General features: G+C 71.9%; 20 protein-coding genes. 3 read left to right on the forward strand and 17 right to left on the reverse strand.

Annotated elements, in window-relative coordinates; all coding sequences use genetic code 11:
* Positions 1–20: 20 nt before the first annotated feature.
* From BGP03_RS16950 to BGP03_RS16995, 10 genes are all read right to left on the reverse strand, one after another.
* A complete protein-coding gene (locus BGP03_RS16950; RefSeq protein ID WP_298800674.1) occupies positions 21–1,988 on the reverse strand; it encodes a hypothetical protein in 1,968 nt (655 codons plus the stop codon).
* Positions 1,989–1,996: 8 nt separating this feature from the next.
* The gene (locus BGP03_RS16955; protein WP_298800675.1) at positions 1,997–2,158 is read right to left on the reverse strand and encodes a hypothetical protein; all 162 of its coding nucleotides are present in this window, start codon (positions 2,156–2,158) and stop codon (positions 1,997–1,999) included.
* The gene (locus tag BGP03_RS16960; protein ID WP_298800676.1) at positions 2,158–2,595 is read right to left on the reverse strand and encodes a hypothetical protein; all 438 of its coding nucleotides are present in this window, start codon (positions 2,593–2,595) and stop codon (positions 2,158–2,160) included. Before BGP03_RS16960 ends, BGP03_RS16955 begins: the two co-directional genes overlap by 1 nt.
* Before the next feature lie 22 nt (positions 2,596–2,617).
* A complete protein-coding gene (locus BGP03_RS16965; RefSeq protein WP_299736706.1) occupies positions 2,618–3,298 on the reverse strand; it encodes a hypothetical protein in 681 nt (226 codons plus the stop codon).
* Between the two features lie 73 nt (positions 3,299–3,371).
* Positions 3,372–4,139, reverse strand: a complete 768-nt coding sequence (locus BGP03_RS16970) for a hypothetical protein (RefSeq protein WP_298800678.1) — start codon at positions 4,137–4,139, stop codon at positions 3,372–3,374.
* On the reverse strand, positions 4,136–6,529 hold the full coding sequence (locus BGP03_RS16975) for a protein kinase (protein ID WP_298800679.1): 2,394 nt from the start codon (positions 6,527–6,529) through the stop codon (positions 4,136–4,138). Before BGP03_RS16975 ends, BGP03_RS16970 begins: the two co-directional genes overlap by 4 nt.
* The gene (locus BGP03_RS16980; protein ID WP_298800680.1) at positions 6,526–7,095 is read right to left on the reverse strand and encodes an FHA domain-containing protein; all 570 of its coding nucleotides are present in this window, start codon (positions 7,093–7,095) and stop codon (positions 6,526–6,528) included. Before BGP03_RS16980 ends, BGP03_RS16975 begins: the two co-directional genes overlap by 4 nt.
* Positions 7,083–7,709: a 4Fe-4S single cluster domain-containing protein gene (locus BGP03_RS16985; protein WP_298800681.1), complete on the reverse strand. Its 627-nt coding sequence runs from the start codon at positions 7,707–7,709 to the stop codon at positions 7,083–7,085. The genes BGP03_RS16980 and BGP03_RS16985 overlap by 13 nt, the downstream gene beginning before the upstream one ends.
* 13 nt (positions 7,710–7,722) lie before the next feature.
* A complete protein-coding gene (locus tag BGP03_RS16990; protein WP_298800682.1) occupies positions 7,723–9,531 on the reverse strand; it encodes an AAA family ATPase in 1,809 nt (602 codons plus the stop codon).
* Entirely contained in the window at positions 9,528–10,697 is a 1,170-nt protein-coding gene (locus tag BGP03_RS16995) for a hypothetical protein (RefSeq protein WP_298800683.1), read from the reverse strand. The genes BGP03_RS16990 and BGP03_RS16995 overlap by 4 nt, the downstream gene beginning before the upstream one ends.
* A 355-nt stretch (positions 10,698–11,052) precedes the next feature.
* Between BGP03_RS16995 and BGP03_RS17000 the strand changes: the two genes are divergently transcribed.
* Positions 11,053–11,553: a hypothetical protein gene (locus BGP03_RS17000; protein WP_298800684.1), complete on the forward strand. Its 501-nt coding sequence runs from the start codon at positions 11,053–11,055 to the stop codon at positions 11,551–11,553.
* Between the two features lie 16 nt (positions 11,554–11,569).
* Here the strand turns inward: BGP03_RS17000 and BGP03_RS17005 are convergent, their stop codons facing one another.
* Complete coding sequence (locus BGP03_RS17005; RefSeq protein WP_298800685.1) at positions 11,570–12,550, reverse strand: hypothetical protein; 981 nt, start codon at positions 12,548–12,550, stop codon at positions 11,570–11,572.
* A gap of 121 nt (positions 12,551–12,671) precedes the next feature.
* Between BGP03_RS17005 and BGP03_RS17010 the strand changes: the two genes are divergently transcribed.
* Complete coding sequence (locus BGP03_RS17010) at positions 12,672–14,699, forward strand: hypothetical protein (RefSeq protein ID WP_298800686.1); 2,028 nt, start codon at positions 12,672–12,674, stop codon at positions 14,697–14,699.
* A gap of 705 nt (positions 14,700–15,404) precedes the next feature.
* On the forward strand, positions 15,405–15,848 hold the full coding sequence (locus BGP03_RS17015; protein ID WP_298800687.1) for a hypothetical protein: 444 nt from the start codon (positions 15,405–15,407) through the stop codon (positions 15,846–15,848).
* Positions 15,849–15,861: 13 nt separating this feature from the next.
* On the opposite strand, the gene BGP03_RS17020 is transcribed toward BGP03_RS17015, so the two are convergent.
* The 6 genes from BGP03_RS17020 to BGP03_RS17045 form a co-directional block, all read right to left on the reverse strand.
* A complete protein-coding gene (locus BGP03_RS17020; protein WP_298800688.1) occupies positions 15,862–16,881 on the reverse strand; it encodes a glycoside hydrolase family 3 N-terminal domain-containing protein in 1,020 nt (339 codons plus the stop codon).
* A gap of 178 nt (positions 16,882–17,059) precedes the next feature.
* Entirely contained in the window at positions 17,060–18,607 is a 1,548-nt protein-coding gene (locus BGP03_RS17025) for an AAA family ATPase (RefSeq protein ID WP_298800690.1), read from the reverse strand.
* 13 nt (positions 18,608–18,620) lie between these two features.
* Positions 18,621–19,142 (reverse strand): hypothetical protein, encoded by a 522-nt coding sequence (locus tag BGP03_RS17030; protein ID WP_298800691.1) that lies wholly within the window; start codon positions 19,140–19,142, stop codon positions 18,621–18,623.
* 181 nt (positions 19,143–19,323) lie between these two features.
* Positions 19,324–20,928 (reverse strand): hypothetical protein, encoded by a 1,605-nt coding sequence (locus BGP03_RS17035; protein ID WP_298800692.1) that lies wholly within the window; start codon positions 20,926–20,928, stop codon positions 19,324–19,326.
* A gap of 137 nt (positions 20,929–21,065) precedes the next feature.
* Positions 21,066–21,521 (reverse strand): hypothetical protein, encoded by a 456-nt coding sequence (locus tag BGP03_RS17040; RefSeq protein ID WP_298800693.1) that lies wholly within the window; start codon positions 21,519–21,521, stop codon positions 21,066–21,068.
* Positions 21,522–21,550: 29 nt separating this feature from the next.
* Positions 21,551–22,024: a hypothetical protein gene (locus BGP03_RS17045; RefSeq protein ID WP_299736713.1), complete on the reverse strand. Its 474-nt coding sequence runs from the start codon at positions 22,022–22,024 to the stop codon at positions 21,551–21,553.
* Positions 22,025–22,352: the final 328 nt, after the last annotated feature.

The following is a 22,352-nucleotide window of genomic DNA, read 5'->3' on the forward strand; positions in this document are numbered from 1 at the left end:
CTGCAACGGCGCTTCGCCGGTCAGGGCGGTCCGATCGGCAACGCGTTGCTGGTCTTGGTCCCGGTCGGGCTCGTGGTGCGGGCGGCAACGGCGCCCGCAGGCGCACGGGCGACCGTGATCGTGTGCACGTCGTGGCCTGTGGCGGCGTGGTGGCACTGCTGGGTACCGGGGTCGACGACCGTGCTGCCCACCAGCAGGACGATGGGACTGGTCGCGTCGGGGCTACGGCCTGCCGACTGGCAGTCCGCGGTGACGGTGACGGAGCCGTCGGCGTTGCGCCGGGCGGCGTCGAGCACGACGGCCGGTGTGCAGTCGACCGGATCGTTGATCGTGACGGTGGCTGCAGGGCTCAGCGTGCCTCCGGTGCCGATGGCACGCACGGAGTAGGTGATCGTGGGCGAGCAGTAGTTGTCCGGGTCGTTCAGGGTGGGAGTGGGCACCGTCCGGGTGCCGCTGGCGATCGTGCCGCTGGTTGTGACCTGGTAGCCGGTGACCGGGCCGCTGCGCGGAGGCTTCCAGCCGAGCACCACGATCAGGCTGCCGCTGAAGTTCTTGCGCTGGGCCGTGAGACCGGTCGGAGCGCTGCCGGGACCGGTGACGAACAGGTTGATCTTCAGTGCGTCCGGGTCGAGGGCGATGGTGGTTGCGATGTCGGTGACGATGTAGGTCGCCTCGGCGATGAGCAGCAGCCGGCCGAGTGCTCCCTTCGCGACGTCCGCTGTGCGCATGATCGCGGGGGAGAGCCGTTCCCAAGCCGATGCGGGCATGGCGGCTCGGAGCTGGTCGAGGATCGGTCGCACGTTCTCCACGGCGCACTTGGCGAGCTTCGCGGCCACCACGAGTGCGGTGCGGACGGACGGTGAACCGTCGGCTGCGTCGGCTGCGGCTCCCTGTGTGCAGTAGGCGAGAGCCTCGTACTCCCAGGTGGGCGAAGCGTGGCCCAGTTGGCGGGAGAGCAGCGTGTCGATGAGCCCGAAGGCCATTGTCTCGGGGGTGTAGCGGCTACGGAGCACGGTCGGGTTCGCCGACGGTGCGAGCGCGGCCTGCGCGAACCCGACGTGCACCTGCTGGCCCGGAGCGACCAGCCAGGTGCGGTCGGCCAGCGATGCGGGGATTCCCAGTTTGCCCAGTGCCGCGGTGCGCAGCTCGTCCAGCCAGCCGGGCACCCCGTCACCGAGCACGCTCTGGTAGGTCCACGTCGGTCGTACCGGCGAGGCGAACAGCAGCGCACCACCTCGGTTGTCTGCCACCTTCACGGTGGCGACGGTGGCCTGTTGGGGGTCGTGCCCGGTGCAGACGCGCATGGGTGCGTTCTGGTCGTCGACGTAGATCGCATCGGTCAGCCAGACCGGGCGGGGCCCGCTGCACGTGGGGGCGTCCGTGCGTTGGTCGAAGACCGCGCCGATGTCGTGGGTGAGGTCACCGATGGCATCGGTCAGCCACTGTTTGAAGCTGAGGTGGTCGACGGTGACGGTGGCGGTCCGGCGGTCGGGGCTCAATGCGGCGAGGTGCACACGCGCCGGGGTGACCTCGTGGACGGTCGCGTCCACGGCGGGAGCACCGTAGGCGGAGCCGTCGCCGGCGTCGTCGAGCAGGTAGAGCAGGCGATCGGGCGGCAGCGGCGTGTCGAGGTGGTAGACGAACGTCCAGGGCGCCGTGGGCTGACCGCTGGAGAGCACCAGACGCGCCGCCGAGAGCGACGTGCCGCCGGCTGGTCGGACGCGTTCGCCGCCGACCGGCTCGATTGCGAGGGTCGCCGGTGCCGGTCCCGCCCCGCCGGCGGGGACGCGAATCGACCAGCGATCGTCGATCTGGACCTCGGTCGACCGGTCGGCGGGGATGGAGACCACGTGCGTGGTCTCCACCGGGACCGGCGGGGCCGCCGACGTCGCGGGCGGCGAACCGTCGAGCCGGACTGCCGCGACCACGCCTCCGCCCAGAACCACGAGGATCGCGACGAGTGCGGCGGCGTGGACACGTGTCATCATCCGTGCCGTCAGTAGTTCTTGCCGTGGCTCGGGCAGAGCCAGCCGTGCATGTTGCAGCTCTTGCGGCACTGCGTGGTCGCGGAGCCGCCACGGCCCTTGCAGACCTCGCACCGTGTCATTCTGACGTCCTTGCGGCACTTGCCGCAGTAGCGGTTCTCGGTCACAGCCATCAGGCGGCGCTCCACATGTCGCGGGGTAGGACGTCTCCGTGGTTCCGGCTCGCGGAGACGGCGGAGTCATGCATCGAGGAGACGAAGTCCCCCAGGACTCGGTGCAAGCGACCGTCCCACTGCCAGAGGAAGTCGACCATGGCGTCCGGGATGCGGACCAGATCGTGGTCGCCGGCCGCCGCCGGACGGTTGAAACGGACAGCCCACTCCTGCCTGACGCCGTCGTCGCCGATCACGTCGAACCACTGGTCAGCGTTGAGCGCGAGGTTGCAGGCCGTCAGGCCGGCGAGAGCCAGCACGTTGCCGTCGGTGATCGGCTTGCCTGCGTCGCGAAGGGCGGCGGTGTAGAAGTCCGGGTACAGCTGCCCGATGGTCCGTGGACCGGTCGGGCTCCCCGCGCTCCGCGGAGGTGGCTGCTTGCGGGTGAAGATGCCCATGGTGTTCGGCGTTCCTTCCTGGTCATTCGTCTCGATGGTCGACACTGACGGACGGCCGAAGCGCGGTCGGGGCCGAGAGCACGCGCACGGCGGCGCTCGCGTCCTCGCGCAGGCGCGTCCGCATGTCGGAGAACGTGCGCAGCGCCGCAACCGGTGTGAGCCGATCGGTCAGTCGACGCCGGCGTCGAGGTGCCAGCCCATCCAGCTCGTCGGTGACGCTGCCGATCAGCGAGCCGAGATCACGTCCGATCCGGACGACAGTACGGACGAGGTCGCTGACACCACCACCGCCGGCCGCCAGCGACGGCGCGGGCTTCGTCGTCGACGGTGCATCGGCCGGGGGGCGGATCTCCCGCCCCCAGAGGACACGGGCCAGCAGCGCCTCCTGGTGGGCGTCATCGGTGACCCCGTACTCGCCGGCGATGCCGCACAACAGCAGCCCTCGGCCGGCGGCTTGGACTGCCGCCGCGGCACCCATCCGGTCCTGCAGCGGTCCCAGCAGCTCCGGTGTCGATCCCGCGAGCGCGACGAGCGCGCCGACCCGCATCACCCACCATTCGGTGCGCTCGGCTACCGGGAGGGTGTTCCAGGTGGGTGCGCCAGGGCCGATCGACGCCATGCGCCGACGCGTGCGGTCCAGCAGACCGGAGCCGGCACCGTCGGACCCGGCGAATACCCCGGTCGTGGCGAGCTGGTCGAGCACCGGACCTGCGGCTCGCACGAAACCCTGCAGGACCACGGCGATCTGTTGGTCGGTGAGCGGCACGATCTTCTCCTCAGGAGCGGATACGACGGGATGACATGCGGCCACGCAGCGCGGCCACGGCGCCCCAGACCGCGAGGAACGCGACGATGAAGCCGGCGGCCGGGCCGGAGAGGCGGACCACCCCGTAGAGACCGAGCAGCGACGTGCCCACGCCGAGCAGGAACGACACGCCCGCGCCCGGCAGGACGAAGAGCAGGGCGGCGAGCACGGCGACGCCGATCGTGGCCGCGACCCGAACCGGGTCGGCGGTCCCGCCGACAACGGGGAGGTCGAGCGGCGCCACCGCGAAGCCGGTGAAGGTCACCGCGGCGCACGCCTTCGCCGACAGCACCGGGATGCGTGCCTCGCCGAAGGCGGCGATCCCGACCGCGATCCCGATGACGAGGGGCAGCAGAACGGCGGCGGCCAGCGCCTTCTCCGCCGATGAGGCGGTGAAGAGCTCCGTCACCTTCGACACGACGGCGAACCACATCAACGGGGTGAACAGCCAGGCCCGCGCTCGGCCGCCCAGGAGCCCGGTGAGAGCCCCGAGCAGCGCGCCCGCGAACCAGGGCGTGCTTCCCAGGAACGAGTAGACGTCCTTGGCGTCACCCAGCGCAAGGAGGGCGAGGATCACGTAGCCGTAGGTGTGCCACGGGGTCGTGGTCTCGGGGTCGCCACCGAGTCGCCGCAGGTCCCGCCACGATCTGATCGGGCGACCACGCAGCAGCGGCATCAGCAGTGCCATCCCGAACCCGATGACGACGAGCACGGCCAGCGGCTCCCAGACCGTCGTCATGATCCAGCCGCCATGACGAGCACCAGCAGTACGCCCGCCGCGATGGCGATACCGATCCCGAGCACGCCGAAGGCGAGCCCGCCGACCACACCCACGACCTCCGGCAGGAGCAGGCATACGAGCGCGGCGTTCACCACCAGGACAGCGACGAACAACGCACGGGCGACGAGCGACCAGGAACGGCGCAGTCTCCCCGACAGGCACATCGCGGTCAGCGTGGCAAAGCCGATGCCCAGCACCGTGTAGCGCGCCCAGGGCACGGTGCGCTGGGTCAACGGATCGGCCAGCGCCGCGAAGGGCGGACGGTAGGCCCAGCGGTTCGCGACCTCGTACCAGTAGTGGTAGAAGCGGGCGAGGAAGAACGTGGGGTCGTGCAGCACCTGCGCGTAGAGGGCGTCGTGCGTGGCGGGATCGATCAGCCGCAGCAGTTCCAGCAGGCCGAGGAAGACGCCGCCGCCGAGGATGGGGACGCTCCACCGGGTGAGGGTCCGGTGGGTTCGCAGAGCCTGGGCGCGGCGGGTGTTCTGCCGTTCGAGCCGGCCTCGTTCGCGTTCAGCGCGCCGGCGCTCGGTCTCGCGGTCGCGGTGTTCCTGCTCGATGGCGGTCGCCCGGGCCTCTGCAGCATGCTGCTGCCGTTGGGCCTGGGCGAGGGTGACGGTCGCGAGGGCCAGGGCGATTCCGCCGTCCAGGGGCCCGTGGCCATGCGTCGCGTCGTCGCGCAGCGACGTCCACCAGTCGGGCGCAGGCCCACTCATGCGGCGGAGCCTCTTCAGGTCGGCTCGGGCGCGATCGGGATCGAGCTGGTGCACGAGCGCGAGTGCGGTGCCGCGGTGTGCCACGTCGGCGACTGGAGGAGCGCCGACCGCGGCGTCTCGACCGTAGGAGCCGAGGAGGCCGTCGATGTTCGCCGGGATCGTCGCGAGGTGCGGTCCACGGGCCAGGCCCTGAAGTCGTGCGCATCCCGTCTCGCCGCATCCCGGGTCGTGGTCTGCCGTGCACCAGTGCCGGCTGAACACGCCGATCAGGCGGCCCGCCACGATTTCGGCGAGGATCTCGCCGGAACGCGAGTGGGGCCCTTCGGCCGTCGCGGTGGTCGCGAGCGTGATCAGGCCGGTGACGTCCGCGGCATGGCCGCGGAAGCGGGGCGGGCTGATCGAGGGGGCGAACTGCGCGACGAAGGAGGCCATCAGCCGTCGGGCCGCGGGACTGTCGGCGATCGGCCGACGAAGCGGCTGGACCGACCACGTCGTGTCCCCGACGTCGCGGCTGATCCAGTCGGCGAGCTGCTCGCGACCGCGGAGCAACCAGTCCTGCCCGAATTCGGGATCGTCGACGAACAGCGCGGCGAGGGTCTCGGCGTCCGGAACCACCCGTCCGTCGACGTCGAGTGGCGGATGCGCCCGGCTTGGCGCTGCCGCCGAGACCACCGCCGGGTCGCCGCCCCGCAGCCAGTCCTGCACCTGCGCCGCCCCCCAGCGGTCCTCGCGGGCGCGGGTGAGCAGGCCGCGCAGCGCCAGCCGCCACCGGGGATCGATCACGTCGTCGAGCGGTACGTCGTAGTTGGTGAGCCGGTCCCGGACGGTGCGGTCGTCGAGCCCCGCGTAGGGATGGGTGCCCAGCAGCACCTCGAGGACAATCATGCCCAGTGCCCACCAGTCCTGCTCGTGACCGAGGTGCCCGTTCAGCGATTCCGGCGCGGCGTAGAGCTCGGTCATGCGGACCTGGGAGAAGTGCCGGGACACGGTCTGCCGGCGGGCCGAGCCGAAGTCCGCGAGCACCAGCTCGAGAGGGTCGGTTCGGCGCACCAGCACATTGGCGGGTTTGACGTCGCGGTGCGCGTGATCGAGCTGTTGGTGGCAGTAGTGCAACGCTTCGGCGAGCTCACGCAGGACCTCGCCCGCTAGCCCGGGTCGCTCCGGGGGCGGTGTCGTGACAATCCGGTCGGCGAGCGTGCCCCGACCGTGGAAGGGCTGCAGCTCCCACCACCGCAGCGCGCCGTTGACCGGGTCGATGAAGCTCCCGTATCGGAGGACCCGCGTGACCCGGCGCTCGTCGCCCTCGGCGAGCAGGTCCAGCAGTGCGGTCTCCGGTGGGGAGTGCTCGAAATAGACCTTGACGAACACCCGGCGACCGTCGGACACCAGGGTGCCCTCGAACGGTTCGGATTGCCCCGATCGCGTCAGCCCGCGCACATCCGTCAGCAACGCGGCCAGCTCCGGTGGCAGACGGGTCACCGCACCGAGAGCCGGTGGTCCCGCGGCCTCGAGTCGGGTGGGGCGGCCCTTCACGTAGTCGATCTTCTGATGGCGGGTCGGCGGAGGTCCGGCCTCGTGCCGAGTGGCCGGCGCAGCGGCCTCGTGCCGGGTGGGGGGAGCGAGCGGATCGGTCATGGGTGTTCTCCGAGGCATATCTGCACCGACAGACCGAGCCCGATCGTGTCGCCAGGGGTCAGCTGCACAGGGGTGTCCGGAACCAGGCGGCGTCCGTTGAGGTAGGTGCCGTTGGCCGAGCCGGCGTCACGCAGCCAGGCCTGCCCGTCGTGCACCACGATCTCGGCGTGGTCACGCGAGACCGTGTCGAGGTCAGCGAGGGCGGTGGCCACGGTTCGGTCGGGGCTGGACCGCCCGATCCGTAACGGCGCCGGTCCCAGCTCGAGCGAGCCCCACGGCCCCGCCAGGTGCAGCGGGCCAGAGTGAACGTTCTCGGCGCCCGGTACGGGCGGGCACCAGTCGCACTCGTCACTTCCCGGCCTCCGCTGGCCGCCGCATCCGTCGCACACGGAGGTATCGACAGGATCGATTACGGCAGCGGCTTCCTGACCGGGCACCGGCCCGGCTGGTTCGTCGTCGACCGGTAGCAGCACGGTGAAATGAGTGCGGCAGTTGGTGAAGCCCGCCCCCGCGGGATAACGCTCGCCGCAGGTCGGACAGGCCAACCCACCCGTCAGCTCCGCCATGAGACCCCCGTCAGCGTCACGCCTCGTCTGTGCAACTCGCGTTCCATGCGTCCGAGATCGCCGGGTCGGGGTAGGCCGATCATCGTCAGCCCGTCCTCGTCGACGACGAGCTGGAGGCCGCCACCCGCACCGTGCGGGTTGACGAATCGCTGCCTGCCGATGTCGGTCAGTGTCAGGAGCCGCTGGTTCGCCGACGCTCGAAGCCACTCGGCGCCTGCTTCGCCTGCGCGGTAGCGGCCGACGACCGCGGCGTCGGCCCGCTGGATGGCATTGCGCTGGTCGGCGTCCCATTCCTCGGGCAGCAACCCTGTGAAGACGAGAACGTCCCACCCGCGGGTTCGGGGGTCGGCCCGTACCGCCCGCAGCAGGTCGGCGAGCGCGAGCGGCTGCTGCAGGGGTTCGCCGCCGCTGATCGTCAGCCCGGTGCAGGAGGCCCCGAGCTCGGCGACCGTGCCCAGCAGGTCGGCGGTGGTCACCTCGCGTCCACCGGCCGGGTCCCACGTGTCACGGGATGCGCAGCCCGGGCAGGCGAGGGTGCAACCCTGTACCCAGACACCCACCCGCTGACCCGGCCCGAGCACGGTGACCGGTGCGTGCACCCGGCTGATCCTCATTCCGGTCGCCTGCTCATGAGGACACCGCCAGCTGCCACGAGCCGTCGTGGCAGGCGATGTTCTCGATGACGACGGTCGACCCGGTCTGCGGGGTCGCGAACAGGTGCCGCGCGAGCGGGTTCACCACGACCGTCTCCACGGCGGTGGCGACGCCCCGTCCACCGTTGCGCAGATCGGCCAGTGCGTGGGCGCGCAGCGCCGCCATTGAGGGCGGGGCGAGTTCCAGGCGCAGGCCGTGCTCGCGGTGCAGCCGCTCGGCGACGCGATCCAGGAACAGCGCGAGTAGATCCTCGGCGATCTCGGGCCGGATGAAGTCGAACACGACGATCCCGTCACCCAGCCGGTTGAAGAGCTCAGGTCGCTGTAGGTCGCGCCGGAAGTACTCGGCGATCGCCGAGCGGACCCGTTCCTCGACCTCGGTCCGGGGCATGTCGACCGTGACGTTTTCGGTGGTCGAGCCGTCCGGATTGCGGGTCAGGACGCCCTTGTTCGAGGTGAAGACGAGCAGTGTGTCGGCGAACAGGACGGTGCTGCCCCGACCGTCGGTGAGGCGACCGTCCTCGAGCACCTGCAGGAACTTGTCAAGGATCGCGGGGTGCGCCTTGTCGATCTCGTCGAAGAGGATCACCCGGAACGGCCGGGCGCGGACCGCGCCGGTCAGCTGCCCGCCTGCGTCGAAGCCGGTGTATCCGGGTGGTGCGCCGACGAGCCGGGCCTCGCTGTGCTCGGTGGAGTACTCGCTCATGTCGAAGCGCAGGTACGAGTCCTCGTTGCCGAAGATCAGACGGGTGATCGCCTTGGCCAGCTCGGTCTTGCCCACGCCGGTCGGCCCCGCGAAGAACAGCACGCCGCGCGGCCGCCCGCCGGATCCGCCGGCCTGGGCGCCGTTGAGACCCATGACCGAGCGCACGAGCAGGTCGAGCGTCTTGCGCACCGCAGGCTCCTGGCCGAGCACCGCTGAGGCGAGCTGCTTCTCACCCGCCGCGATGCGACGTCGGGTGTCCGGGTGCCGCCAGGGGTCCTCGACCACGCCCGTCCGGTAGGCCTGGGCGGCGTCGCGGACGCGCGTGAGCGGAATCCGCTGGTCCACGGCCAGCTCGGCGGTGCCCAATACCGCTCGCAACCGCATCCCGTCGGTGGCGGCGACCAGCTCGTGCGCCGCCGCTTCGACGGCGTGCGGGTCCTCCCCGCCGTCGAGACGCCGCAGGCACACGCGAGCGGCCGCGAGCCGCTGCGGCGCCGCGGGATCCGGTATCGACACCAGCCGGATCGAGGGGGTGCCGGTGGTGAACCACGTCGGCAGGTCGTGCTCGCGGTCGACGGCCCAGAAGATCGTGTTGTAGGGGGTGCCGAGGCGCCCGTCACGCGGGGGGCCGGCGGGGACCGCGGTGAGCGCGTGGTGCCGTGCCCGGGTCAGCAGTTGCCGGGTGGCATCATCCGCGGTGCCGTCCGACGCGGTGAGCTGCGAGGCGTACTCGATCAGCAGGCCGACCGGTGCGCCGCGGTGCTCGCCCACGGTGGCCACCAGCTCGGCCAGCTCGGGTGGCCCGAGTGTGGTCCGGCCCTCGACGGCCGCCCGGCGGAGCAGGTCGCCGGCGTCTCCGGCGATCACGGTGGCGCCGAGGCCGGGAACGTAGCGCAGCAGGGCGGCGTAACCGCGCCGCACCAGTACACGCGACAGGGCGCCCGCGAGGTCGACCAGGTCGAGCTGGTCGTCCGGGCCGGTCAGCAGGTAGCGGTCCCGCACGTTGCCGGCGACGACGATCTGGGCGTCGACGCACAGGACCGTGTCGACCTCGCGCAGCCAGTCGGGTTCGTTCATGCCTCGCGCTGCCGGGTGACCGGCCGCGACCTGCCGGACGAGACCTGCCGGACGCGGGTGCCATCGACGGCGCGCAACGGTCGCTCGCCGGCGGCGAAGCGACGAACCGGTGCCAGGCCCAGGCCGCGGCGTCCCGCTCGCGCCACCATGGCGTCGAAGTCCGAGCAGAACTCCGCGTCAACCCGGGCGTCGGCTCCGGTGTCGGCGTCGGCCGCCCGCACGGCGTGGGTGTGCACGCGACCGGCGTCGTCCAGGCGCACGGAAACGGCATGGTCGTTCCAGCCCGGCCGGCCCACCAGCACCTCGGTCGGTCCGTGCAGGCGGGTCGTGAACGACCCACCGAGCTGGTACCCCATCTCGGTGAGCACGTCGGCGAGGATGGTGCTCGCTTCGTCGCGATCCCGGCGGGCATGGGCGGCGGCCACGTAGGCCTGGACCTGAGCAGGGAGTTCCTGCGGGAACGCGGTGGCGGCCTCATCGATGCGGGCCAGCAGCGTTCGGGTCGTGGTGTCGTCCTGCCACTGCCGCACCGACTCGACCTCGGCCCGTAGGCGGTCGAGCTCCGCCGAACGATCGACACGGGCGCGTTCGGCCGAGCGCAACGACGCCAGGCGGTCCCGGGCACGGGCCACGGCGAGCGCCGCCGCCGACGACCCCGCCGCGATGGCTACGGTGGCCGTCGCGGCGTCGAGCACGTCCTTCGGCTGGCCGAGCGGCCACGCGCGCGCAATCTCGGCGAGATCGGCCACATGTGTCGACCGCCAGCCATCCGGCTGTGCGGCCACTTTGCGGCGCAGCTGGGCCTCCGCCGACACGACCGTGCGCAGGTCCCGTACGACCGGGGGCGCGTCGGCGAGCCAGCGCTCGCGACCCAGCTCGGCGGTGATCCTCCGCAGCTCGTCCTCAGCACGTCCCAGCCGGGCGGTGGCGGCCCGTTCGGCTTCGACGAGGTCCACACTGGTCCGACCGGCACGTACGCCGGGTGGAAGCCCGGCGACGACCGGTACTCCGTTCCCGAACACCGCCTGGAGGGCCAGGGCCTCGGTGCGCAGCCGCGCCAGTGCCGCACGTGTCCGCTCGTAGGCCGCGAGCGCAGCCGCGTAGGCGCGTGCCTCACGAGCCTGTGCGGTCTCGACCGTGTAGCCGCTGCACTTCGGTCCACTCACGGACTCACCTCGTCGTACTTCCGCGTCATCGATTGCCTCCTGGCGACACGCATCCCCCTGACGGACAGCACCGCGGAATCGTCGCGGCCGGTCTGGCGCCGCAGTGGGGAGCTGGACTGGTACGGACGTCGCGCCGTGCTCAGTCGGTGTTACGCAGCTGAGTCGACCGGTGACGGCGGGTGTACGGAGTTGTACGAGATCCCGGATCCGCGGTGACATTCGGACGATCACGAGCGAGGAACCACCTGGCACGCCGCCGACGCCGGATCCCCAACGGTCCGTCAGTGCGCCCGGGAGCCGAGCCTTCGGTTCACCTCCTCCTCCGAACCATCGAATCCACCCCCTGGAGTTCCACGTGAGTGTTCTCGTCGTTCTGTTGATCATTGCGGCCCTGGTCGGGGGGGTCATCTGGAACAAGCGCAACGCCGGTGCGGCGATGAGCGGCGTCCAGTTCTCCGTGCCCGCCACGGCGGACGTGGTGACCGGTGCGCTGCGCAACGCCTACTGCCGCAGCGGGGCGAAGAGCCTTGCCCGGAGCATGGTTTCGGGGATCACGGTTGCCGAGACGGGCGGATACGCCTTCCGGATCGACACCAAGCTCGGCGACAACGCCGAGATCGTGGTGAGCGACAACGGCGGTGGCGCCAGCCTCGTCACGGCCCGGACGAACGAGCTGTACGTGGGAAGCCACCCGTCCTCGCACTTCAGCAGCGGCCTGATGGCCATCGGCGCGGTCATGACGCACAACATCTTCAAGCTGCTCGGGATCACCCCCAGCGCGGCCCGGCTCAAGCGCTTCCAGTGCGGTGTCGAGAGCCGCGTCCTGAAGGAGCTGCAGCGCGCGCCCCGGGCGTGATCCCCGGCCGATGGCGTCACTGCAACCCGAGGGCGGCCACGACGTCGGTCGCGATCCGCCGGGCTTGAGCGTCGTCCGCGAGCAGCGAGGCGATGATCTCGTCTCGGTCGGCGCCCGCCTGCGGCACCTCGGCCAGCTCGGCCGCGCACGCCCGGTGGCCCAGGAAGACCGTGGCGACGATCTCCCGGACGACGGCCACTGGGTCGCCGCCCGCCATCAGCCCGGCCTCGATGGCTTCGATCGCCAGCGCGGCGAGCTGCCGGTCGTCGCGGTCGGTGAGATCGGCGCCGGGCAGCGCGACGTGGAACGCCGGGTCGCCGGCAGCCACTGGGGCCTGCTTGTGCCCGAGCGGGCCCTCGATCCGGTCGGCGAACCAGGCAGGCTTGGTGCGCCGCATGACGCCGAGCACCTCGCGGATCTCCGCGTCGACGCGACCGGTGGAGCTGTCGCCCGCCGAGTCACCGCGGAACGAGCGGCGCAGCAGCGTCCAGGCGCCGACCGGCCATGTCTGTCCGCCCGCGCTCGCCGGCAGGCCGACCCACTCGATGATCCGGGCGGCCAGCTCGACCGACCACGGATCGTTCCCGAGGGCGGTCGCCAGCCACCCCGGCACGCGCACCCGCTGCAGCGCACCCGTGGCGCCCCGGCGGCGTCGGTGGGCGTCGATCGACGCTCCGCCGATGTTCGCGACGAGCCAGCCCTCCAGGTTCCGGATGGGCACCGCCTGGCCCAACAGCCGTCGCACGACGGCCGCGACGTCGTCGTGAAACCCGTCGAGGCAGTCGGACGACAGTCGATCGATCGAGCTCGCGCAGCGGCCGTGGCCCTTGCGGCGCTCCAGCGAGCGGGTGTGGCGCTCGAACACCAGCGGGTACGCCAGAGCAAACGCAGCGTCCCGCAACGTCCGGGTGTCCAGCTCGTCGCGGGGGGCGGCGAGCTCCCCACGCGCGGCGGCCGTCCGCAGCAGCTGCTGGGCGTCGGTCACGTCGATGGTCATGGCGTCTCCTCGGGAGTGGTGGATGGCTTCACTCCCGGGGCGGTGCGTCGGCGCGCCGAGGACACGACGTGTGACACGTCCGTCAGACCGCGCCGTGAACACAGCGAGTACGCGGACGACGGTGGGCGAGACGTTCCGCCCGAACGACCGGGTCGAACGGGTGTGGGCCGTCGCGCCCGGGTCCGATCGCCACGCGATCAGCACGGTGGCCTGGAAGGAGGTCGTCGCCACCGTCGGCGCATGGAGTCCCGCGGCCGCGTTCCGGCCGGTGGTCGAGCAACGGTTGTGGCGGCCCGGCGCCCGCGGCCCACTGCAGCACACCGTGGCGGTGGTCCTGCACGATCCGTTCGGGCAGCTCGATGAGGCCGGTGCCGCCGCCGAGATCGCCGAGCTGGTTCGTCCGATCAGCCGCAGGCGGCCGCTCGCCGCACTGCCCGCGGTGCGGCTGCGGGCCTACCGTTCAGTGGCCGCCGGTCACATTGCGGAGCTGGCCGACGCCGATCCGGTCCTGCCCGAGGGCGGGGACGCCTTCGACGGGCTCTTCGCCGGCCTCGTCGAGGGGCTGAGCGCCATGTCCGGGTCGGTGGCGCTGTCGATGCTGGTGGCGCCGGCCCGCGACGTGGGCCCGGACCTCGGGTTGGCGCCGCCCGCGCTCGACCACGAGGGCTCCCCGCGGCGGGAGCGTCGGGTCGAGTTCCGGCTTCGGCTGATCACTGCGGAACCGCTCCGCGCGACGCTGCTGGCCCGGGCCGAGGCCCTGTGCCTGGCCCGCAGCCCCGCCGTGTCGAGCTGGCGCATCCCGTTGAACCGCGGCGAGCTCGACGCCGCACGGCACGCGGTGACGCACAGCACCACCGACGCCTGGACGACCGCGGCCCCGCCGTCCGCCGTGCATCCCCTCATCGCGGCGCTCACGATGAGCCTCGTCGCGACGGCGGCGCACCCGCGCAGGATTCAGGGCCGCCCGGTGGCCGGACCGCTCCCGTCCACGGGCGCGGTCATGGGCCGGGTGGCCCGCCCCGGTGGCGGCCGGGCCCCGTGGCGGCTGGACTGGGCACAGCGAGGCCGCCATGTCCTGCTGGCGGGCTCCAGCGGGTGCGGCAAGACGACCGCAATCCTGCGGCTTGCGCTCGACGACGTCGCGGCCGGCCGATCGGTCGTCCTCGTCGACCCGCACGGGGACGTCGCCACCGAGCTGGCCGCCGCTGTGCCGCCCGAGCTGCTGGTGCACATCGACCCCCGGCTTTCCGGCTCCGCCGCGCTCGACCTGCTCGACCCTGACCCGGCTCGCTCCGCCGCCCACGTCCTCTCGGCCGTGCGGGAGGTCTGGCCGGCCGACTTCGCCGGGCCCACATTTCATCGCGCCATCGCGCTGACCCTGCGCGGCCTGCACGCAGCCCTGCCCGAGCGGCCCACGCTGGTAGACGTCGAGCGGTTCGTCACGCAGGCGGGATGGCGCGCCGGGCTCATGCGGGCTGTCTCGGATCCCGAGCTGCGCGCGGATCTCGAACACGAGGACGCTGTGTGGCGGGGCGACAGCCGCGGCAGCGGAGGCGGGCCCAGCCACGTGCAGTACATCGCCGGCAAGTTCGCACCGCTGACGCACGGTCCGGCCGGAGCGTTGTTCGCGACGGCCCCGAAGCGTGCGCTGGAGGCCGAGTTGGCCCGCGGCGCGGTCGTGATCGTCGCGTTGCCGCTCGGGACGCTGGGAACTGAGACGGCCCGCCTGGTCACCCGCATGTTCCTGTCGCGGCTCACCGCGGCGGTCGCGGCACAGGGGGTTCTTCCGCCCGCACGACGCAGACCCGTCTCCGTGTTCTGCGATGAGGCGCATCTCATGACCGGGAACTCGCTGGCCGGGCTGTTCGCGCAGGCCCGCAAGTTCGGCACGGCCGTCCACGTCGCCGTGCAGGCCCCGTCCATGCTCGGGCACCATCTGGAGGAGGTTCTGACCAACACCCAGACGCATCTGCTCGGCCGGCTGCCGACCTCGCAGGCCGGCCTGCTGGTCGACCGGGCGGGGATGTCGACCGTCCGGGTCCTCCCGACCCTGCCGCGACACCATCTCGTCGCGGTGACCGAGGACCACGATCCCGACGGTCCACCGGTCGTCCTGACCCCGGTGCCACCGCCGTCCGTCAGACACTGACGTGTGGCTTCTGCTAATGACGGCCGGTCCTGGAACGACAGTCTCGACGGGACCGGCCGGAGGGTCGAGCAAGGCCAGTCCTCACACGGCGGAAGGACCCACGACGTGAGCGTCGAGCCCGAACCGGCAGGCCAACAACGCGGGACCTCGCGACCCCTGTGGGGCCCGCCGCGTCGCGTGGCCGCTGACCCCGTCCCCTCGACGCCGGGTGTGTCGGATGATCCGCCTACCGGTGGACCGGGCGCGCCGGTCGTCGATCCGCGTCCCGAGGCCGACCGCACCGGAGCGCCGCCGAGCCCCGGAGGCGGGAGCACGGGGTCTCCGGCCTGGCTGCCGCCCCCCTCCTTCCCGCCGCCGGTCGTCGATCCGCCGCCGCGCGAGCCGGCGGGCTGGCTCCCGCCCCCGGCCGGGGACCGGGACCTGGTCACCCAGCAGAACTCACCTCCGTCCTACCTACCGCCACCCCGGCCCGTGTCGCCGACCCCACCGCCACGGCCGGCACCGTCGCGCGCGACATCGCTGACGCGGCCCGCGGTGGTAGCCGGCGTCGCCGTCGCGGTGCTGGTACTCGTTGGTGGGGTCATCTGGGCGGCAGTGGGTGGCGCCCGCACGTCGACGCCTCCGGGGACCGGTGCGGCGAACACCGCGGCCTTCGCCGCACCGCCGACGGCCGCCCGAACCGTCGTGCCCGACACCACGTCCGACATGACTCCGACGACAGCCGCGTCAACGGTCCTCTCCGCGTCCGGGATCGTCACCCTCGATCCGGGGGCCGCCGCGGCACCGTCGGCCCCGACCGTGATGGCGCTGCTCGACCGGTACTTCACCGCTATCAACGCCAGGGACTATCCGACGTGGGCCTCGTCCGTTGATCCGAAGCGGGCCCAGCACCAGCCGCTCAGCTCATGGTTGCAGGCCTACCGCAGCACCAACGACCAAGCGGTGGAGGTCTCGGCGATCACGCCGTCCGGGGGCGACGCCGTCACCGTCGAGCTGTCCTTCACCAGTACCCAGGACATCGCCGATGCCCCCTCCGACCTGCAGGTCGGTCGGATCTGCTGGCGGTCCGCCTGGCCGGTGGTCGATCTCAGCTCCGGGGGCCGCATCAACTCGCCGCCGTCGGGGACGACGACGAAGTCAGCCTGCTGAGGACGATCTCGGGTCAGCACCGCAGCAGGCCGAGGCGCTGTTTGACCGCGAGGACCCGGCGGGCAGCGGCCACGACGGTCGCCGCGAACGCCGGGTCGCCGGCAGCGCGACGCGAGAGCCCGTCGATCATTGGTGCTGCGGCGCGCGGATCGACCGTCAGCACCACATCACCTCCGGCCGCGACGAACCGGACCGAGCGTTGGTTGACGGCGACGCCCGCGACCGCGACGGCGCGTCCGAGGTCATCGGAGACGACGAGCCCGGTGAAGCCCAGCCGGTCACGGAGCAGGTCGGTGATGACCGCCCGGGAGAACGCGGCGGGTGCGGCGCCGTCGATGCGGGCGTAGATGGCCGAGGACACCATCACAGCCGGTACCCCGGCGGCGATGGCGCGCCGGAACGGTTCCAGCGACATGCTGTCCGAGGTGGTGACCGTGTCGCGGACATCGCGGCTGGTGTCGGTGTTGGGCGCGACCTGTCCGAGTCCGGGGAAGTGCTTGACGGTCGCCGCGACCCGGGCTCGGTCCAGCCCGTCGACGAACGCGACCACGCCGGAGGCCACGTCGTCAGGAGCGGTGCCGAACGTCCGGTCGCTGATGCCGACCGACAGGTTGCGTGCACCCAGCCGCGGAGACAGGACGTCCGAGACCGGCGCGAGATCGACATTGATTCCGGCCGCCCGTAGTTGGCTGCCCCATCTCTCGGCGGCACCGGTGAGCCGGTCGGCCGCCCAGCCACCCTGGACGACGGCGCTCGGGATCGTTCCGAAGCCGGGCCCCGACAGCGTCTGCACCTGGCCGCCCTCCTGGTCCACGCTCACCAGCAGGCCGGGGCGTCCGTTCGGGACCGAGCCCTGCAGTGCGGCGGAGCGATCCGCCACGACCCGCACGCCCGCCGCGCTCCGGCCGGTGAGGATGACTCCGCCGACGCCGAGCCGGCGCACCGCGGCGAGGGTGGGATCCACCGGATCGGCCAACGGTGATCCCACGACGAGCAGCTGCGCGGCGAGAGCGCGCATGTCCAGGTGTCCCACGACCTCATCCACGCACGACGGTGCAGGTGCACCTGCCGGAGACGTCGCGACGGCAGCGGGCGGACCGGATCCACCAACGGGAGCCGGGTGGCCGGCGACGGGCGCAGCTGTGCAGGCGCCGAGGAGGCCGGCAACGACAAGACCGGCAACAACGAGTAGAGCTGCCGTGCGCACGCTGTCAGCCGAGCACGATGCGGCGCGCACGCTGCGGCTCGACACCCCCGGGCTTGCTCGGCCGGCCGGACGCCGGCAGCGCCCGGTCGCCGAGCTGGCGAACCTCGTCGATCCGTTCGGGTGCTGAACGTGAAAGTGGCAGCACGTTGCGGAACGCCTCGCGCAGGTAGTCCTCGGCCACGTTGTGGTCTCCGACCCGAAGGGCCTCGTGCCCGATCTCGGCCACGGCTGCCTGCACGTCGGACCCGGCGAACCCGTCGCTGAGGGCGACCAGCTCGTCGACGAGACCATCTGCCACCGGCGCGCGGAAGTACTTGCGGAGGTAGATCCCGATGATGTCGCGTCGCTCGTCCGGATCGGGCAGGTCGACGAAGAACATGTCATCGAACCGCCCGCTGCGAAGCAGCTCCTGCGGTAGCGCACGCACGTCGTTGGCCGTGGCCACGACGAACACCCGGGCCGCGGACTCCTGGAGCCAGTACAGGAACTGCCCCACCAGCCGGGTGGTCACTCCCGTGGAGTCGCTGCCGCTACCGGCCAGTCCCTTCTCGATCTCGTCGATCCACAACACACAGGGCGCGACGGTGTCCGCCGTGGCCAGCGCCTCCTTGAGACGGTTCTCCGACTGGCCGACGAACTGCCCGAAGATCGCCGCCATGTCCAGCCGGTAGAGCGGCAGCTCCCAGTCCACCGCGACCGCCTTGGCCGAGAGCGACTTGCCGCAACCGGGCACGCCGATCAGCAGGACCCCCCTGGGTGGACGCATGCCGCGGTCGCGCAGGTCCATCGTCAGCAGTGGCCGTCGGCGATCCAGCCACGTCCGCAGCCCGGCGAGGCCACCGACCTCGTGGTCGGTGCCGCGCAGCGACACCCGTTCCAGACCGGACAGGTCGCTGAAGATGGAGTCCTTGGCCCGCGAGAGCTCGGCGAGATCGGCCTTGGTAACCGAGCGCTTGACGACCAGCGTGGCCAGGATGTTGGTGGCCTCGATCTTGGTGACACCCGACAGGATGGATGCGGCCTGGGCGTAGTCGGCCTCGCCCCAGGCGATGTCGATCTGACCGCGATAGCCGTCGAGGAAGCTGCCGATCTCAGCGCGCATTTCGTCGAGGTCGGGCACATCGAGCGCGACCGACATGCCCAGGCGTTGCAGGCGCGGCCAGATCGGGTCGGCGGTGATCACGACGATCGACCCGCCGCGCTGCTCGGCGAGGTCGGCCAGGTCGGCGAACCGGCGGCTGGTCTCGTTGTCGTCGCCGAGGCTCTGGACATCGGTGAACACGACGGTGAGGTTCTGCCGTGACTGGAACTGGGCGCCGGTGAACTCCAGGGCACCGAACAGCGACTTGTCGTCGAAGACCTCGTTGCCCGTGCGCAGGTCGCGGAGCCCCTGGCTGAGGGTGTGCACGAGCATCGGTAGTTGCCGGTCGGTCGCGAGTGAGGTGAGTATCTCCTGCACCCGGGCCCGCTCGACGGTGCGCACCGACACGAACGGGATGCGAGCGAGCAGGTAGGACTCGAGTTTGGTCGTGGTCTCGGCGCCGTTGGGCACGGGTGCGATCTCCTTAGAGGATGACCCGCCGACCGACGGGCGGCAGCGCCTGCCCGGCCGGACGGGACGGGACGGGATGCCCCGCGAGCAGGGTGTTGGCGCGCACGATGGACAGCAGCTGCTGCGCGGTGGCCGGGTGGTCTCGGGCGGAGCGTTCGAGGCTGTCCTGGGTACTGTTCAGCAACTGCGCCAGCGCGCCGGCCAGTGACGTACGCACGGCGTCGGGCAGCCGCGGGTCGGCGGCCAGCCGGTGCAGCGGACGCAGCCGCCCACGCGCCGCGACCAGGGCGGCGGCCAGCTCGGCAGGCCTTCCGACGGCACCGGAGGCGAGATGGCGGCCGAGGGTGTCGCTCCACCGTTGCGCCCGGGCTTCGAACGCGGCGACGACGCGGCGCAGCAACCGCTCCTGCATGTGCGGACCCATGCGCTCGTCGACCGGTGTCAGGTGGATGTCGGGCAGGTCCTCGCCGCGGCCGAAGGCGTCGAGCCAGCTCGCCCACACCGCGTAGTCACCCGGTGCGCCGAGGGCCGTCATCGGGGCCGGGGGCGTGGTCGCGACCGGTCGAGGAACTCGGTCGGAGGCACCAGGTCCCACTCCGGCAGCCGCATCGCGAGCTCGCGGCCGGACCTGTCGCGCTCCTCACCGCGCTCCGGGTCTCCCAGTGCGGGACGTTCCGGGACTGCGGCGTCGTCACCACCGGTCATCGGTCGGGGCATCACGCCACCACCTCTCTGCTGCGGTCGGGTGCGGAGGCGATGAACGAGTCACGCACCAGTGCGTTCATGTACCGGCGGAAGGCCTCGGCCCGGTCGACCTCGCGATCCCATGCCGTTCGCCAGTCCAGCACCTCGGCGACCGCGCCACGAACCTGTGCGGCCCCGGTGGCCTTGCGCTGCTCGCCGAGCCGGCGGACGTGCTCCCGGCGCGGCTCCAGCTGGCTGTAGCTGTAGGCACCGAAGCCGCCGAGGCCGAGCGCGACGAGTAGGAGGAACACCCCGAATCCCGACCCGCCCTGGACGAAGGTGATGACAGCGAGCAGGAGGGCCACGCCGCCGACGATCAGTCCGAGCAGCGGCCCGCCGTCGAGTTTGATCTTCGAAAGGGCATTGTCGGTCTCTGCGTCGATGTGGATGGTGAGCGAGTCGACCAGGGACTGCTCGGTGGCGTCCCCGTCGATCCGGCCGGTCCAGCCCTCGACGGTGAGCTCCACGGAGGTCGGGAATGCCGCGACGTTCTGTGCTTCCAGTTGCCCGTCCGCTGCGACGACCCAGTCCTTGGCCAGTGCGATCGCCATCCGCTGGGTGCCGTCCGACGCCCCTACCCGGTCGGGGAAGAATCCGGCGTTGGTCAGCAACGTGAGGAAGTCGACCGACTCCTCGTGCACCGCTGCCTCGGCTGCGACCGCCGCGGTGGCCGCGGTCCGATCACCGTCGGCGTCGATGATCGCCTGAAGTTCGGCTTCCCGCTTGCGGTGTGGCGTCTCCTCCTCGTCGTAGCTGCGCACCAGGTTGTCGAGGATCGCGTCGACGCGTTCCTGCAGACCCGGAGCGGGCCGCAGCGGCCGTTCGAAGATGCCGCGGAAGTGCGCCTCGGCCCGGCCGTGGACGGTGGCCCCCTCGTAGACGGCCTTGAGGACCGGCCATGTGGGGCTGACGGCGGGAAGCACGGTGAAGCGGGGATCGACCGGGGTACGCATCCCGTCGATCAGCTGGCGCCAGCGGGTGACCTGGGCGGCGACGGTCTCCGGGTCGGCGGTCAGCCGCTGGTACCAGCCCGACATGTGCTCCATCACCGACGGCTTCGCGACCGGGCCGAGGGTCCCGGTGGCGACCGCGTCGAGCACGACGGTGAACTCGTGCGACAGGGCGGCCGGATCCTGGCGGGCGACGTACTGGCGCAGCCAGCGGGCGGTGGCGTCGTCGCGGCCGTGGCGGCGCAGCACGAGTGCGAAGAACAAGGAGGTCTTGTCGTTGTCGCGCCGCAGCGCCTCGGCCAGGGCCCGCTCGGCCAGCGTCCGGTCGTCGCGGATCCAGGCCGCCAGCCCGACCAGCGCGGGTGCGAGCCAGTACCGCGGTGTGGTGATCATCAACTCCTCGGACGCGGCCTGCATCGCGTCCTGGGTGACGGTGCCGGTGTCCATCGCCTGTAGCGTGCCGGTGGCCAGGCGACGCACGGTGGCGTAGTGGCCGTAGGAGGTCTCCAGCTCGCCGCGGACCGCGATGATCCGGGTCTGCGCGAGCTGCAGGTTCTTGGCCAGCTCGTCGCGGCGCACATACTCGTCGAACAGCGCACGCAACTGCGTCAGCTCGGAGCGGGTCATGTCCTGTGTGCTGGCGACCTGATCGACGGTCTGGGATAGGCCTACCTGCAGCTGCTGGACGCGACCGAGTTCCCGACCCAGTTGGAGAACGGCATTGTGGACGCGGGCGACGTCCCCACTGGTTGCTTCGGCCATGACTACTCACCCACCGTCACGACGGCACCGTCAGCGCGGACACAGACGAGCTTGTCGGGATAGACCTCGATCACGCGGTAGTGCTCGGTGCGGGCCAGGGCGCGCGCCCCTTCCAGCGGCCCGGGCAGCGGCTCGCCGGCCCGGTAGTGCTCGATGATGGCGCCGTCGACCGTCACGGTATGTGCCTCGTAGGGCGCTCCGAGGTAGCAGTGCGCGACGAAGCCCTGCGGCACGGCCGACCACGTCTCGTCGAACTCGCGGTGCAGCTCGTCGATGATCTCCTGGAGGTCGAGGGGCAGCAGGGTCGCGGAGGCGTCCAGCCGCGCGATCGCGGCCAGGTAGCGCGCCGAACGGGGAGATGTCAGCAGCCGTCCACCCGATGCGGGACGGTGTCGAGCCGCTGCAGTGGGGGCCAACCGGCCGATCTGCTGTTGTGGGCCCATCAGGGGGCGGGGCATCGCGTCTCCTCGGTCAGCGGTCTCGATGGTCATGCCGTCAGCACCAGCGCCCCCGTGATGAGCGCGGAGATCACCGACAGGGCAAGTGCGGTGGCAGGAGCGTGCCGTGCGACGTGGTAGGCCAGGGGGGCTCGGCCGTGCATCCGTTCGGCGCCTCGAACGATCTCTGCTGCACGGACCGGGGTACCTGCGCGTCCGAAGATCTCGACCGCGTCGCCGGAGCCGAGCGGTTCGCCGGTGGCCGAGCCGAGCAGTTCGCAGGCGGTCACGGTGCCCGACACCGCCGTGAGCCGGAAGCGGTGCATCTCGGTCACGGTCCGCTGTGAAGGCAGCACAAATGGCACCGCCGACAGCACGACCGCCGCGACCAGGGTCGGTAGCAGCAACCACAGCCCGGAGCCGCGGTGCGAGCCACCCAGTACGAGCAACGCCAGCAGGGCCAGCGCCGCGACTGCGGCAGCACCGGCGGCGCAACCGCGCTGCACCGGCCCGACCGCGTACACCTCGGTGCGGTCGACCGGGCCGGTGACGGTGCCGGTCGCGACTGGACCGCCACCGGCGCGCCGGGAGGTCGTCGCTGCGACCGAAGCCGGCCGCCGGGGCTGCTGGGACGGCCTCCGGAGTGGCGGCGGATCGACGGCACCGACGGGGCTGTCGAGCAGGACCCGCCGGCCCTGTCCGCCGGCGATGCGTCCGCCGGCCGGCGCGCCGCACGCCGGGCAGGAACGGTCGCCGCTCCCGAGCGGGGTGGCGCACGTCCGGCACTGTTCAGTCATCGGCCGGCCTCCCCGCGTCGTCGACGTACTGCGCCCTTCGGTCGCAGCACATGCC

The organism is Pseudonocardia sp. 73-21 (genome assembly GCF_001899645.1).
Taxonomy (GTDB): Bacteria; Actinomycetota; Actinomycetes; order Mycobacteriales; family Pseudonocardiaceae; genus Pseudonocardia.

Excerpts from the sequence above, each read along its gene's own strand:
- BGP03_RS16960 (WP_298800676.1), bottom strand. The coding sequence starts at position 2,595 with ATGGGCATCTTCACCCGCAAGCAGCCACCTCCGCGGAGCGCGGGGAGC.
- BGP03_RS16955 (WP_298800675.1), bottom strand. The coding sequence starts at position 2,158 with ATGGCTGTGACCGAGAACCGCTACTGCGGCAAGTGCCGCAAGGACGTC.
- BGP03_RS17015 (WP_298800687.1), top strand. The coding sequence starts at position 15,405 with ATGACTCCGACGACAGCCGCGTCAACGGTCCTCTCCGCGTCCGGGATC.
- BGP03_RS16990 (WP_298800682.1), bottom strand. The coding sequence starts at position 9,531 with ATGAACGAACCCGACTGGCTGCGCGAGGTCGACACGGTCCTGTGCGTC.
- BGP03_RS17005 (WP_298800685.1), bottom strand. The coding sequence starts at position 12,550 with ATGACCATCGACGTGACCGACGCCCAGCAGCTGCTGCGGACGGCCGCC.
- BGP03_RS17035 (WP_298800692.1), bottom strand. The coding sequence starts at position 20,928 with ATGACCCGCTCCGAGCTGACGCAGTTGCGTGCGCTGTTCGACGAGTAT.
- BGP03_RS16975 (WP_298800679.1), bottom strand. The coding sequence starts at position 6,529 with ATGACCGATCCGCTCGCTCCCCCCACCCGGCACGAGGCCGCTGCGCCG.
- BGP03_RS17030 (WP_298800691.1), bottom strand. The coding sequence starts at position 19,142 with ATGACGGCCCTCGGCGCACCGGGTGACTACGCGGTGTGGGCGAGCTGG.
- BGP03_RS16980 (WP_298800680.1), bottom strand. The coding sequence starts at position 7,095 with ATGGCGGAGCTGACGGGTGGGTTGGCCTGTCCGACCTGCGGCGAGCGT.
- BGP03_RS16985 (WP_298800681.1), bottom strand. The coding sequence starts at position 7,709 with ATGAGGATCAGCCGGGTGCACGCACCGGTCACCGTGCTCGGGCCGGGT.
- BGP03_RS16950 (WP_298800674.1), bottom strand. The coding sequence starts at position 1,988 with ATGATGACACGTGTCCACGCCGCCGCACTCGTCGCGATCCTCGTGGTT.
- BGP03_RS16970 (WP_298800678.1), bottom strand. The coding sequence starts at position 4,139 with ATGACGACGGTCTGGGAGCCGCTGGCCGTGCTCGTCGTCATCGGGTTC.
- BGP03_RS17040 (WP_298800693.1), bottom strand. The coding sequence starts at position 21,521 with ATGCCCCGCCCCCTGATGGGCCCACAACAGCAGATCGGCCGGTTGGCC.